We start from the raw sequence: 13,528 nt of genomic DNA, 5'->3' as shown, positions 1-13,528 counted from the left end.
CCGGCAGTCAGTCGAGATTTGAGGGCTCCCGCGCGCCGTTGTCGTCCCAAGGCTCTCCCACGAGGAACAGCTTGGCCTCGTTCGCGGCTTCGATGGTCGCCGCGCGTTCGGCCATCAACACGTGGCCTGCTGCGACGGCAATGCCGGCGAGCCCAGCGGCCGCCGCCTTGCGCACAGTCTCCGGGCCGATCGTGGGCATGTCGACTCGCTCCTCCTGTCCCGGCTTCGGCGCCTTGACCAGAACGCCAGACCGCGCGCCACGCGTGCGCCCCAGTCTGCGCAAGTCCGCGCAGCGCTGGAGCATCGCATCGGTCCCCTCGGCGGCCTCTACTGCTATCACATGGCCTTTGGCGACGACGGCGGCTTGGCCCACGTCAAGAGGGCCAAGAGCGCGCACGACCTTCATCGCAATGTGGATATCGGCCTGCTCCTCGACGGAGGGGCCTTTGGCGCTGAGAGATCCCTCGCCTGCCAAGAGCTCCGGCGCGACATCGCCGGCGCCGTGCACGCGGTAACCTTCATCCTCGAAGAATTGCACGATTCGCGACAGCACGTGATCGTCGCCGCCTTGGCCGAGGCTAAGGATAAATGGGACGGTCTTGATGGCGCCGAGATCGAACCGGATATTGCCGAAATCGGGACGGTTTACACCGCCAATGATGACAAGATCACCGCAACCGTTCTTTTCCAGCGCCCGAAACATCTTGCCGATTTCACCCCACTTTATCCAGGTGTGGGGAAAGCGCTCGATGTCCTCGCGCGCTTCGCCACGGATCCCGACGATGTGCAGCGGAATCTCGCGCGCGATTGCCGCCTCGGCCAGGACGCATGGCAAGGGACCTCGCCCTGCGATGATGCCTAGGGGCCCCTGGATTCTCGTTGTGTCAGGCACGATCGGTTCCGCAACTGTCAGCGGCTCGGCGTTGAGACATTGTTCGGTACGCAGAAAGACCGGTCGGAATCGCTCTTGATGAAGTCGATGATCTGTTTCGCGAGCGGATTCTTGGCAAACATGGACTCGACGTCCTCCAGGCGCTCCTTCAGTGTTCCCTCGCTTGAGAACAACATACGGTAGGCTTGGCGCAGCTCGTGGATCTGCTCGCGTGGAAAACCTTTGCGCTTCAGGCCGACGATGTTGAGGCCGCTCAAGTTGGCGCGGTTGCCAAGCGCCATGCCGAAGGGAATGAGGTCGGCGGCGACGCCGGACATGCCGCCGACGAAGGAGTAGGCGCCGATGCGCACAAATTGGTGAACGGCGGAAAGACCGCCGATGATGGCCCCCTCCCCGATCGAAACATGACCCCCCAGAGTCACGCCGTTGACCAAAGTCACATTGTCGCCAATCTGACAGTCATGCGCCACATGGGCGCCGATCATCAAAAGGCAGTTGGACCCCACGCGCGTCGCCATCTCGCCCCCTTCGGTTCCAGGATTGATGGTGACGTGCTCGCGAATAGTGGCATTCGCGCCGATGGTAAGCGTGCTGGGCTCATCATGAAACTTGACGTCCTGAGGTGTTTGGCCGACCGAGGCGAAGGGAAACACCTTGCAACCGGGACCGAGGGCGGTCCGGCCCACGATCACAACATGGGAATGCACGACCACGCCTTCGCCAAGCTCGACATGGGGGCCGACGAGGCAGAAGGGGCCGATTTCGACATTCGCTCCAAGTCTGGCGCTTGGATCGACCACAGCGGTCGCATGGATATTTGCCATGCTGCGCCCGGCTACGTCTCGGTCTCTACAATCACGGCACTAACCTCCGCCTCGGCAACGAGATTGCCGTCGACGTGGGCCTGGGCGCGAAAGCGCCACACGCGTCCGCGATTGCGCATCTTCTGCACGTGATACTTGATCGTATCGCCTGGGACTACGGGGCGGCGAAAGCGCGCCTTGTCGATCGCCATGAAGTAAACGAGAGGGGGCTCTTTGAACTCGTCAAGAAAGCGCATGCAGAGCGCACCGGCGGTCTGAGCCATGCCTTCGATGAGAAGCACGCCGGGCATGACGGGATTACCGGGGAAATGCCCCTGAAAATATGGCTCATTGGCGGTCACGTTCTTGATGCCTGTAGCCGAGCGGTCTCCATCCATGTCGACGATGCGGTCGACGAGCAAGAAAGGATAGCGATGCGGCAAAAGCTTCATGATGTCGGCGATTTCCGCCGTACCGGGCTTCGCCTTGACCCCGCTCTCGTTCATTCGGACCGGCTCCTTCGGTACAGGTTCACGGCTACTCGCCCTTCCCGCCTTGGCTCTGATCAAGTTTCAAATCCTTGCGCTCGGCGAGCAGCCGCAGAAGCGTCAGCTCCCTGAACCACAGCCTTACCGGCTTGGCCGGGGTGCCGCCCCAACGTGCGCCCGGTGGCACATCGCCCCTTACATTACTGCTCCCGGCGATCTGGGCGCCAGCGCCGATCTTGACGTGGCCTACGACGCCCACCTGCCCGCCAAGAGCCACAAAATCCCCAAGTTCAGAGCTGCCCGAAATACCGGTTTGGGCCACGATGATGCAATGCCTTCCGATCACGACGTTGTGCCCGATTTGCACAAGATTATCAATTTTCGTGCCCTCGCCGACAATTGTGTCGCGCAAGGCTCCGCGGTCGATGGTCGAGTTGGCCCCGATCTCGACGTCGTCCTGGACTATGACCCTGCCGATTTGGGGCACCTTGAGGTGACCCGCCCTTCCCATGGCAAAGCCGAATCCGTCCTGGCCGATGGCGACCCCGGCATGGATCGTGACCCGGTTGCCGATTAGGGCGTGGGTGATGGACGCATTCGGCCCGATATAGCTGTCGCGGCCAATATGCACGCGGTAGCCCACAACGCTCCCCGCGGCGATGGTTGTACCCCGCCCAATGTGCGCTTCCGGCCCGATCACTGCTCCAGGTTCGACGGTGACATCGGGCTCGATATGCGCACTCGGGTGGATATGACCAGCGGTCGCAGGAGAGCCACTATGTGCGGTTTTTGGCCGCAACGCGGCCGGGTAGAACAGGGTGAGCGCCTTGGCGAAGCCCTGGTAGGGCTCGGGCGTGACAAGCGGAACGACGGCGGACGGGACTTTGTCGACAAATTTCGGCGCGACCAGGCAGGCGCTGGCGCCAGCCTTGTCCAGGAGTGGCAGATATTTCGGATTGTCGATGAAAGACAGGTCACCCTGACCTGCGGTGTCGAGCGGGCGCACGTCTTTGATCAGAATGCCGGCATCGGTTCCATCCCTGACCTCGGCGCCTGTGGTTTCGGCGACCGCGTGCAAGGGGAACGGGCCTGCCCGTTCGAAAAAACCCGGGTGTTCCATCAGGTCTCCAGCTTCGGCGACGCAGCATGAACCATGGTGCGAAGCCATAAACCGAAGTCGCGTACTTTAGAAGTTTGTTGAGGCGCCGAAGCGGAAAAGCTCGGTCCGGTCGAAATCGGCCTTAAGCAACGCCTCGGCGATATCGGCGCGGAGCGGGCCAAGGGGCGACTGCCAAATGATGCTGAAGCCGGTAGACAGGCGGATATCCGAGCTATCGAAGATGAAGCTGCCTTCCTCCTCCACCGCCTGCAATGCGCGCTCGCTTGGGTCATAAAGCGTGCCGGCGTCGATAAAGATGGCACCCTGCATCCCCAAATTGTCGGGGATCAACGGAAACGGGAAGCGCAGTTCGGCCGTCGACGCCCAGAAGACCTTGCCGCCTAGAGAGTCCCGCCGGCAATCGCCCACCCGCTTGCCGGTAATGGGGTTCTCGCACGCATCGCGCGGGCCGTAGCCGGCTCTCTTGAAGCCGCGGATCGTTTCACCGCCTTTGAAAAACAGATCGGTAAGCCGCAAATCGTCGCCGCCCCATCCTTCGATGACGCCGCCCTGGACACGCCCCACCAGGGTGATTTTGTTGGTGACGGGATAATAGCCACGAGCGTCCGCCACGGACCGGATGTAATTCACATCGCCGCCGACGCCGGCAAAGTCCTGAGAGAAAGACGCAAAAATACCGCTGGATGGCGATTGCGGCACGTTGCGGGTATCGTAGGCGACGGTATAGCCGACGCTGGAGACAAGTACAGCGCCTTCCTCGGCTGCATCCTTCACTGCCAACGAGGCGTTCCTAGTCACGTCGAAGATTTCTTCTTGCTCCAATCTATAGCGCAAACCCATCTGGGTGTTGTCGGCGATTGGGAAGCCGACACGGAGATTGCCACCGGCGTTCTGCTGGCTGAACGATGCCACGTCGCGCAGGTCGACGGTCTTGTAGAAAAGATCGAAGCCGGCCGCCATGTTGCGGTCCAGGAAGTTGGGCTCGGTGAAGCTGAAGTCGACCTGCGCGCGCTCGAGGCTACCGGAGAAGCCAAGACGCACATACTGCCCCTTACCCATGAGGTTGCGTTCAGTGATGCTGATATCGCCGATCACACCCTCGCTCGTGGAATACCCGACACCGAAGGAAAGTTCGCCCGTAGGCTGCTCGACCACCTTGACCACAAGGACAACACGATCCGCCGCGCTACCGGGCTCGGTCTCAATATCCACGGACTTGAAAAACCCTAACGCCCTCAGTCTCTTACGGGCGGCTTCGACGAGCAGGCGATTATATGCATCGCCTTCGGCAAGGCGGAATTGTCGCCGGATCACATCGTCCTGAGTGCGGAAATTGCCGACGATGTTGATGCGCTCGATATAGACACGCGGGCCCTCTTCGATGACGTAGATCACGTTCATCGTGTGGGTCGCCTCGTCGCGCTCGAAGCGCGGGCGGACCTGGCCGAATGCGTAGCCCTGCTGAGAAACCTTGACGGTCAAAGCCTCAACGGTCTTCTCGACTTTCTCGGCATTGTACCAGCGTCCTGGTCTGGTCAGGATGACGCCGCGCAGTTCATCGACATTCAGCGATGGCAGCGCGCTCTCGATATCGATATAGCCGAACCGGTAGCGCTCTCCCTCCTCGATGGTGAAGGTAATGAAGAAGCCGCGCCCGTCACGATCGAGATCGGCAGTTGCCGATAGGATGCGGGCATCGGCGTAGCCGTTCTTCATATAGAACTGGCGCAAAAGCTCGCGATCGAGATTGAGGCGGTCGGGATCGTAGATGTTAGTGTTCTTGAGGAAGCTCAGCAGATTAGTGCGCGTTGTGGTGATTATGAAGCGCAGCTGAGAATCGCTGAAAGCGTGATTGCCGATGAAGTTGATGGCGCGGACCTTGGTCGACGGTCCTTCACGGATCTCGAACACGACATCAATACGGTTGTTGTCGAGGTTGATGATCTTGGGGTCCACCTGGGCGGCATAGAGCCCCGTGCGGCGGTAAAGACCGAGAATGCGCTGCACGTCGGCTTGCACCCGGGCGCGGGTATAGACGGCCCGCGGCTTGAGCTGCACCTCCGAGGCGAGCGTCTCGTCATCGATCTCCCGGTTTCCCTCGAAGGCCACCTGGTTGACGATGGGGTTTTCGACAATGACGACGACGATGGTGGCGCCGTGGCGCCTGATGCGCACGTCCTGGAACAGGCCGGTGGCAAAGAGGGTCTTCAAGGATTGGTCGACCTCGGCGGGGTCGTAAGAATCGCCGGAGGAGAAGGTTAGGTAGGAGCGCACAGTCTCCGGCTCGACGCGCCGGTTACCCTCCACGACGATGGATTGGATGACGGCGCCCTGGGCAAAGGCGGAAAGCCCGCCAAAGCTTGCGCTGACACCCAGCGAAAGCGGGACGCTATTCAACACAAGGAGGGCTGCAAGCAGCCCTCTGGCCAACGTCCACCGCACCATTGCTGGTGTCTTCCCCTCAAGCCGACCCCAAAGGCAAAAATGCCTTGAGATCGAAAGTGGCCACGTTTTGTGGCCGATTTTTGGTTCAATTCCGTCACAACTGCGGGGACCTCGCGGTCCCCGCTAAGAGCCCTTTCCTGCAACCCCTGATCACAAAAACTTCAAATGAATCAGATCGTTCCAGGTCGCGAAGATCATTAACATGAGAACGAAGGCGAGGCCAATGCGGAAACCGATCTCTTGTGTGGATTCACTGAGCGGCCGGCCTCTGATTGCCTCAATTCCGTAGAACAGAAGATGACCGCCGTCGAGCATCGGTATTGGAAAGAGATTTATTAGACCAATACTGACGGAGATGATGGCGGCGAGATTGAGTAGCGCAATAAATCCGGCGGTCGCCACCTGTCCCGATACTTGAGCGATACGGAGCGGACCTCCGAGCTGGTCGGCGGCCTCCCTCCCCGTGATCACGTCATAGAGATAACCGAGCGAGCGGGAGATGACGAAATAGGTCTCCTTGTTCGCCATGACGAAGGCCGTCAGGGGATCGTGGCGCTCCAGGGTCCAGTCGTCCGGCGAGGCGCTCCGCTGAATGCCGAGAAGACCGATTCGCAAGGTATTGCCGAAGCGGTCGGTGATCTCCTTGCGTTCCGGCGTCGCGGCAATGTCTACGGCCGCTCCACCGCGGTCGACGACGAAGTGCAGCGCCTGGTCGGGGCTCATGGCGACGATACGCTGCATCGCGGCGAAGCTATTGATTTCCGTGCCGTCGATGCTGATCACGCGATCCCCGGGCTTGAAGCCGGCACGCTCGGCGGCGCTGCCAGGGCTTATGGCATCGACCTTGGCGGCGGTGATGCGCTCGCCGAAGGCGCTGAAGATGGCGGTGAAGATGACGATTGCCAGAAGGAAGTTGGCGATCGGGCCGGCTGCGACGATGGCCGCGCGCTGCGCCAGCGGCTTGCCTTGGAAGCTCCGCTTGCGTTCCTCCTCGGGGAGAGCCTCGTAGGCCTTGCGACCGCTTGCGCTCGCGACATTCTCATCGTCGATGAACTTCACGTAGCCGCCGAGCGGAATCCAGGACACACGCCAGCGCGTGCCGTGGCGATCGTAGAATCCAAAAATCTCGGGACCGAAGCCGATCGAAAACACCTTGACGGCGACGCCGCACCAGCGGGCCACGAGGAAGTGGCCAAGCTCGTGGACGAACACCACCACGGTGAGAACGAACAGGAAAGGAATGAGGTAGCCGAGGATGGTGTCGCCGAAGCCGGAAAGCTGAATTATCGTGTCCATAAGCCAGGTTACCTCGTGAATTGGACCCTTCTTAGCCCGCTAGGGCGGGTTATGCAAACCGCGCAAGCCAGCCGCGGGCGCGCGACCGTGCCTCGGTATCGATGTCGAGCACGTCGTCCGCGGATCGAGGCGCGAGGCCGATCAAGTCGCTACACGCAACGAGCGTCGCCTCCACCAACCCGGCGATAGCGAGAAAGCCGATGCGCTTGTCGAGAAACGCGGCGACCGCCACCTCGTTGGCGGCGTTGAGGACGGTTCCGGCGCTTCCGCCTGCCGCCAAAGCCTCCTTGGCCAAACGCAAGGCCGGGAAGCGCTGGAGATCCGGCGCCTCGAACGTGAGCGCGCCCAACTCGGCGAGATCGAGGCGCCTGTTGGGAACGTGCATGCGCTCGGGCCAGGCGAGGCTATAGGCGATGGGCGTCCGCATGTCGGGACAGCAGAGCTGGGCAAGCACCGCACCATCACTCATGTAGACGAGGCAATGGACGATGGACTGGGGATGGACCACGACGTCGAGCTTCTCGGGCGGGAGATCGAAGAGATAGTGGGCCTCGAGCAATTCGAGACCTTTGTTCATTAGCGTCGCGGAATCGATCGTCACCTTCGGGCCCATGGACCAGTTCGGGTGAGCGAGAGCTTGCTCGGGTTCGGCAGCGGCCATCTGCTGCAAGCTCCAGGTGCGGAAGGGACCGCCCGAAGCCGTAATGCAAACACGCTCGATGCGCTCGGGCGCCGTGCCGGTCATGGCTTGGAGCGCGGCGGAATGCTCCGAGTCCACCGGAAGGAGTGTCGTGCCGTGCCGCGCCACCTCGGCCATGAAGATCGAGCCGGCCGAGACGAGGCATTCCTTGTTGGCGAGTGCGGTCGCGGTGCCTTGACGGACGGCGCGGAGCGTCGGCTTCAGGCCGGCCGCACCGACAATCGCCGCCATGACCCAGTCGGCCGGACGGCTCGCCGCTTCCAGCAACGACGCCTCGCCGGCGGCTGCTTCTATGCCTGTGCCGGCGAGCGCCGCTTTGAGATCGGCGTAGCCCTTCGGGTCTGCAAGCACCGCAAACTCGGCGCGATGCAGAATGGCAAGTTCGGCAAGCCTTGCCGCGTTCTTGCCGCCGGTGAGGGCGACCACTTTATAGGCTTGTGGATCACGTCCGACGAGGTCGAGGGTGCTCTCGCCAATGGAGCCGGTGGCGCCGAGGATCGAGATCCGGCGCGGCGCCTTGGCTTGCGCGCGGGGCGCGCTTTGTGTGGCTGTCACGGAGGAAAACAGGACTACCGCCTTCACCAGATAAGAAGTCCAGCGCCAGGGGATCCTGGTTGGCGCAGGGCAATGAGAGCAGCCACGACCGAAGCGAGCAAGAGGCTATCGATGCGGTCGAACAGCCCGCCATGGCCGGGGATAAGCTGGCTCATGTCCTTGGCCCCGAAATGGCGTTTGACCGCACTCTCAAGCAAGTCGCCTATCTGACACGCCAGCGCAAGGCCAATGCTTACGCCGGCCAATCGCCAGGGCGAAGTGCCGCCGAGTGCGTAGGCGAAAGCATAGCCCACCAGGGCAGGTGCGAGGGCGCCAGTGATCAACCCGCTCCAGGTCTTGTTAGGCGAGACACGCGGCGCGAGCTTTGGACCCCCAAGGCTCTTGCCGCCGATGTAGGAGGCTGTGTCCGCGGTCCAAGCGACGGCAAAGAGGTAGAGCACCGCTGCGACGCCAAGTTCCGGGTCGCCGCGAAGCCATATGAGCGCCCAGGCCGGAAATGCGACATAGGCGAGACCGGCTAGGGACCAGGCGGCGCGTTGCTTGGAACCGCCGCCGAACGCGACGGCGACGCCGGTCGCGCCGAGGATGAAGAGAGCGAGATCGGGACGGCCGAGGATGGCAAACACCGCCACCGCAGTCACGCAGACGGCTTCGATCAAGGCGGTCCCGTCGAACCCATTGCCGCGCGTAAGCTCTCCCCACTCCCAGGTGAGAATGCCGCCTCCTACGACGACGAGCGCGAGAAACGTCCAGGGGCTGAGGATGACCGCGCCAAGCGCGATGGCCGCGAGTACCAAGGCAGAGGCCAGACGCAAGATGACTTCCGATGTTTGGCGGGCCCCTGGTCGCGTTTGATCGCTCTGGGGAGGCGCTCCTTGTGGCGTCACGCGGTGGATCTCGCCGAAGTTCCGCCGAAGCGGCGGCTTCGCCGCTGATACTCGGCGATGGCGGCTTCGAACAGCTCCTTGGAGAAATCGGGCCAATAGACGTCGACGAAGACGAATTCGCTATAGGCGAGCTGCCAGAGCAAGAAGTTCGAAAGGCGCAACTCGCCGCTGGTGCGGATCAAGAGATCCGGATCCGGCAAGCCGGCCGTATCGAGATAGGAAGCAAAACGCTCCGGCGTCACGTCCGATGGGTCGATTGCGCCTACCTTTGCGTCCTCGGCGATACGTTGTGCCGCGCGCGCGATCTCGTCCCGTGCGCCGTAGTTGAAGGCGATGGTGAGGTTGAGCGCCGTGTTGTCCTTGGTGAGCTCGACGGCGTCATCAAGCATCCTCAAAATATCGTCTTCGAGCCCCGTGCGCGCACCGATGACCCGGATCTTGACGCCATTCTTATGCAACTCAGCCAGATCCCTTCGGACGAAGCGGCGCAGCAACCCGAATAGGTCATGAATCTCCTGCTGCGGACGCGACCAATTCTCGGAGGAAAAGCTGAACAGGGTGAGATGGGTGATGCCAAGCTCCATTGCCGCCTGGACAGTGCGCCTGACGGTTTCGACCCCCTGACGGTGGCCTTCGACGCGCGGGAGGCCACGCTCAGCCGCCCAGCGCCCGTTGCCGTCCATGATGATGGCGACGTGACGCGCGAGCGGCCTCTCGGCGTCACCCCACTCAGGCTTATTCATGGCAAGCGTCACGGTCGGCTGCTCCGATTCAAGGCTATGGACGTGGCTCTACGTTTTCCAAACTACACCTGCATGATCTCGGCTTCTTTGGTGGCCAAGGCTTCGTCGATCTCCTTGATGATCTTATCGGTCAAGTCTTGCACCTTGGTTGAAAGCGTATGGTGCTCGTCCTTGCCCATGTGGTCCTCTTTTTCAGCCCGTTTGAGGTGCTCCATGCCGTCACGGCGGACGTTGCGCACGGCGACTCGAGCCTGTTCGGCATATTTGTGGGCGACTTTGGCGATCTCGTGCCGGCGCTCCTCGTTCAGCTCGGGGATCGGCAGGCGCAAGAGTTGGCCGTCCACGACGGGATTGAGGCCGAGCTCCGACTCCCGGATGGCCCTATCGACGGCCGCCACTTGGGTCTTATCCCACACCTGAACGGTGATCATGCGCGGTTCAGGTACATTGATGGTCGCCACCTGATTAAGGGGCATCGGATTGCCATAGGCCATCACCATAATCGGATCGAGCAAGCTGGCGCTGGCGCGGCCTGTGCGCAGACCGCTGAACTCTTGTTTCAGTACGGAAAGTGCGCCGCGCATGCGCCGCTCGATGTCGCTGAGGTCAAAGCTAGACATGTTGCCTTCCCCGCTTGCCTTCGCCCTGCTTTCGACGTGACAGGGCAAAGCTCTGTTGGGCGTTCCGGAGGGACGCTCCTAATTTCCCTTTCCGCCGTCTATGGTGGTCGAGGAGCCCTCCCCTTGCAACACAAGAGCCAAACCGTGTTGGCTCTTGATTGAGAACACAATTATCGGAATCCGGTTATCTCGGGCAAGGGCGATTGCAGCCCCGTCCATAATCCGCAGATCCTGCTTTAGCACATCGTCGTAAGTCAGCCTGTCGTAGCGACGGGCGTCCTTTACCTGAGCAGGGTCGGCGCTGTAGACGCCGTCGACCTGCGTGCCCTTGAACAGGGCGTGGCACTCCATCTCGGCGGCGCGGAGCGCGGCTGCCGTATCGGTCGAGAAGAACGGATTGCCGGTGCCGCCTGCGAAGATCACCACCCGGCCCTTCTCCAGGTGATCGAGGGCCTTGTCGCGGATGTAAGGCTCGCACACGGTGGGCATGGGAATGGCCGAAAGAACGCGCGCCGAGAGGCCAGCGCGTTCGATGGCGGTCTGCAGGGCAAGCGCGTTCATGACCGTGGCGAGCATGCCCATGTAATCGGCGCGCGCGCGGTCCATGCCCCCTTCCGCCGCCATCAGGCCGCGATAGATGTTGCCGCCGCCGCTCACGAGGCAAATCTCGGTGCCCATGGCAGCTGCCTTGGCGATGTCCTTGGCGATGGGCTCGATCACGGAGAGGTCGATGCCATAGCCCTTGCCGCCCGCCAGCGCCTCGCCGGACAGTTTCACGAGGACGCGTCCGTAGCGCAGCTTGTCGGTCGCAGGCGGTTTTGCCATCAGCGCAAACTCCGGCGGCGGGGTGTCCCTGAGCCCAAGTTCGGCGGTAGATCCATCGCGCGGCCCCGACCCGGTCCTAGGACCCTGACGCGGCGGCGGCAACCTCGGCGGCGAAATCGCTCTCGCCCTTTTCGATGCCCTCGCCGAGTGCGAACCTGTAGAAGCCAGTAATCTTGATCGGCGCGCCGACGTCCTTCGCCGCAGCCTCCAGCGCCTTCGCGACGGTCAGCTCCGGATCATGGACGAAGGGTTGCTGAAGCAGCACGACCTCCTCATAGAATTTGCGCAAGCGCCCCTCAACCATCTTCTCGATCACTTGCGCGGGCTTGCCAGACTCCTTGGCCTGCTCGGTCAGAACCGCGCGTTCGCGCTCGATCAAATCCTTGTCGAGATCCGCGGTGTCGACGGCTTGCGGGTTGGCCGCAGCGACATGCATGGCCACCTGCTTGCCAAACGTCTTCAGAATCTCCTGGTCGCCCGTCGATTCGATAGCGACGATGACGCCGATCTTGCCGAGGCCAGGGGATACCTGGTTGTGGATGTAGGTGGCAACGACGCCCTTACCGGCAGCAAGATACGCGGTGCGGCGGAGGGTCATGTTCTCGCCGATGGAGCCGATCATCTCTTTCAACGTGTCGGCAACGGTGGACTTGGTGTTGCCGTAGGTCTCGGCGCCGAGCTTCTCGACATCGCCCTTGGCTTTGAGCGCGGCGGCAGCGATCTCGCGCACCATTTGTTGGAACGTCGTGTTGCGCGCCACGAAGTCGGTCTCGGAATTGACCTCGACCAAGGCTGCCGCTTTGTCGTCGCCGGACAGTCCGATCAATCCTTCGGCCGCGACACGGCCGGCCTTCTTGGCGGCCTTGGCCAAGCCCTTAGCCCGCAGCCAATCGACGGCGGCCTCCATGTCGCCGCCGGTCTCGTTAAGCGCCGATTTGCAGTCCATCATGCCCGCGCCGGTCTTGTCGCGCAGCTCTTTGACCATGCTTGCGGTTATCGTCGCCATGGGATCCTCTTGCCTTTGGTCTCGCGACCTGGCGAGACGTCTTGCTGTCAGTCTTTCTGCGCCTCGGGCGTGGCCTTAGTCTCGGGCTGGCCCTCGGCCCTCTTCGGGGACCTCCTGCCGTCTGGCCTGGCCTTGGCAGAACCCCTGGCCGGCTTCTTCTTAGGCGCGCGATCTGCGTGTCTCGGCGCCTCCTCGCCTTCCAGTCCGGGCTCCGACATAGGCTCCTCGGCGCCGCCGAGATCGATGCCCACCGACCCTTGCGCCCGCTCGATGCCGTCGATCGCGGCGCGGGCAATGAGGTCGCAGTAAAGGGTGATGGCGCGGCCGGCGTCGTCGTTGCCAGGGACGGGATGGCTGATGCCATCAGGATCGCAGTTGGAATCGACGATGGCCACGACCGGCATGTTGAGCTTGCGGGCCTCGGCGATGGCAATCGCCTCCTTATTGGTGTCGATCACGAACATCAGGTCGGGCGGCGCGCCCATATCCTTGATGCCGCCGAGGGAGCGCTCGAGCTTGTCCTTCTCGCGGGTGAGCTGAAGCAGCTCCTTCTTGGTTAAACCGTGATGGTCGCCCTCGAGAAGCTCTTCGAGCGACTTGAGGCGCTTGATGGAATTGGAAATGGTGCGCCAGTTGGTCAGCGTGCCGCCGAGCCAGCGGTGGTTGATGAAGTACTGGGCCGACGATTTGGCCGCGTCGGCGACCGCCTCGGCCGCTTGGCGCTTAGTGCCGACGAAAAGCACGCGGCCGCCTTTGGCCACCACATCGGAGACTGTGAGCAGCGCCTGATGCAGCAGCGGTACGGTCTGGGTCAGGTCGATGATGTGGATGTTGTTGCGGGAGCCGTAGATATACGGCGCCATCTTCGGGTTCCAGCGATGGGTCTGGTGACCAAAATGCACGCCAGCTTCCAGGAGCTGGCGCATAGAGACATCGGGCAGTGCCATTGGACTGCTTAACTCCTTTTTCCGGTTCTGCCGCCGCGGGACAAGAGAGACCAGCCGAAAGCCGGTCACCGGAGCGAGCGCGCAAGCCTGGGAGGCTTGAGTGACGCTTAGCATCCCGCGTGTGAGATGTGGCGGGTTATAGGGGTGGGTGGGGAGCTTGGCAAGGGCGGAAAAGCGCTGAAAGCCGAGGCTCCGCAAGGC

13 protein-coding genes are annotated in these 13,528 nt (G+C 62.2%); all 13 read right to left on the bottom strand.

What is annotated here, in order from left to right; all coding sequences use genetic code 11:
- Nucleotides 1–7 precede the first annotated feature (7 nt).
- The 13 genes from ACRECX_RS09530 to rpsB all read right to left on the bottom strand — a co-directional run bounded on the left by ACRECX_RS09530 (nucleotide 8) and on the right by rpsB (nucleotide 13,327).
- A complete protein-coding gene (locus tag ACRECX_RS09530) occupies nucleotides 8–892 on the bottom strand; it encodes an LpxI family protein (protein ID WP_431558596.1) in 885 nt (294 codons plus the stop codon).
- A gap of 17 nt (nucleotides 893–909) precedes the next feature.
- Nucleotides 910–1,716: an acyl-ACP--UDP-N-acetylglucosamine O-acyltransferase gene (gene lpxA, locus ACRECX_RS09525; RefSeq protein WP_431558595.1), complete on the bottom strand. Its 807-nt coding sequence runs from the start codon at nucleotides 1,714–1,716 to the stop codon at nucleotides 910–912.
- 11 nt (nucleotides 1,717–1,727) lie between these two features.
- A complete protein-coding gene (fabZ, locus tag ACRECX_RS09520) occupies nucleotides 1,728–2,201 on the bottom strand; it encodes a 3-hydroxyacyl-ACP dehydratase FabZ (RefSeq protein ID WP_431558594.1) in 474 nt (157 codons plus the stop codon).
- 31 nt (nucleotides 2,202–2,232) lie between these two features.
- On the bottom strand, nucleotides 2,233–3,303 hold the full coding sequence (gene lpxD / locus ACRECX_RS09515) for a UDP-3-O-(3-hydroxymyristoyl)glucosamine N-acyltransferase (RefSeq protein WP_431558593.1): 1,071 nt from the start codon (nucleotides 3,301–3,303) through the stop codon (nucleotides 2,233–2,235).
- A gap of 66 nt (nucleotides 3,304–3,369) precedes the next feature.
- Nucleotides 3,370–5,703 carry an outer membrane protein assembly factor BamA gene (bamA, locus tag ACRECX_RS09510; RefSeq protein ID WP_431558592.1) on the bottom strand — a complete coding sequence of 778 codons (2,334 nt, stop codon included), beginning with the start codon at nucleotides 5,701–5,703 and terminating at the stop codon, nucleotides 3,370–3,372.
- A gap of 195 nt (nucleotides 5,704–5,898) precedes the next feature.
- Complete coding sequence (rseP, locus tag ACRECX_RS09505) at nucleotides 5,899–7,044, bottom strand: RIP metalloprotease RseP (protein ID WP_431558591.1); 1,146 nt, start codon at nucleotides 7,042–7,044, stop codon at nucleotides 5,899–5,901.
- 49 nt (nucleotides 7,045–7,093) lie between these two features.
- Nucleotides 7,094–8,299, bottom strand: a complete 1,206-nt coding sequence (gene dxr, locus ACRECX_RS09500) for a 1-deoxy-D-xylulose-5-phosphate reductoisomerase (protein WP_431558590.1) — start codon at nucleotides 8,297–8,299, stop codon at nucleotides 7,094–7,096.
- Between the two features lie 23 nt (nucleotides 8,300–8,322).
- Complete coding sequence (locus ACRECX_RS09495) at nucleotides 8,323–9,114, bottom strand: phosphatidate cytidylyltransferase (protein ID WP_431558589.1); 792 nt, start codon at nucleotides 9,112–9,114, stop codon at nucleotides 8,323–8,325.
- Between the two features lie 68 nt (nucleotides 9,115–9,182).
- Nucleotides 9,183–9,929, bottom strand: coding sequence for an isoprenyl transferase (locus tag ACRECX_RS09490; RefSeq protein WP_431558588.1), 747 nt, complete (start codon nucleotides 9,927–9,929; stop codon nucleotides 9,183–9,185).
- A 62-nt stretch (nucleotides 9,930–9,991) separates the two neighbouring features.
- A complete protein-coding gene (gene frr, locus ACRECX_RS09485; protein WP_431558587.1) occupies nucleotides 9,992–10,549 on the bottom strand; it encodes a ribosome recycling factor in 558 nt (185 codons plus the stop codon).
- Nucleotides 10,550–10,627: 78 nt separating this feature from the next.
- Nucleotides 10,628–11,374 (bottom strand): UMP kinase, encoded by a 747-nt coding sequence (gene pyrH / locus ACRECX_RS09480; protein WP_431558586.1) that lies wholly within the window; start codon nucleotides 11,372–11,374, stop codon nucleotides 10,628–10,630.
- Nucleotides 11,375–11,450: 76 nt separating this feature from the next.
- Nucleotides 11,451–12,380, bottom strand: a complete 930-nt coding sequence (gene tsf, locus ACRECX_RS09475) for a translation elongation factor Ts (RefSeq protein ID WP_431558585.1) — start codon at nucleotides 12,378–12,380, stop codon at nucleotides 11,451–11,453.
- A 47-nt stretch (nucleotides 12,381–12,427) separates the two neighbouring features.
- Complete coding sequence (rpsB, locus tag ACRECX_RS09470) at nucleotides 12,428–13,327, bottom strand: 30S ribosomal protein S2 (protein ID WP_431558584.1); 900 nt, start codon at nucleotides 13,325–13,327, stop codon at nucleotides 12,428–12,430.
- Nucleotides 13,328–13,528: the final 201 nt, after the last annotated feature.

Source organism: Methyloceanibacter sp., assembly GCF_050726195.1.
Classification (GTDB): Bacteria; Pseudomonadota; Alphaproteobacteria; order Rhizobiales; family Methyloligellaceae; genus Methyloceanibacter.
Note: the sequence above shows the minus strand (reverse complement) of the source record. Positions and strands in the feature narration are given on the sequence as shown.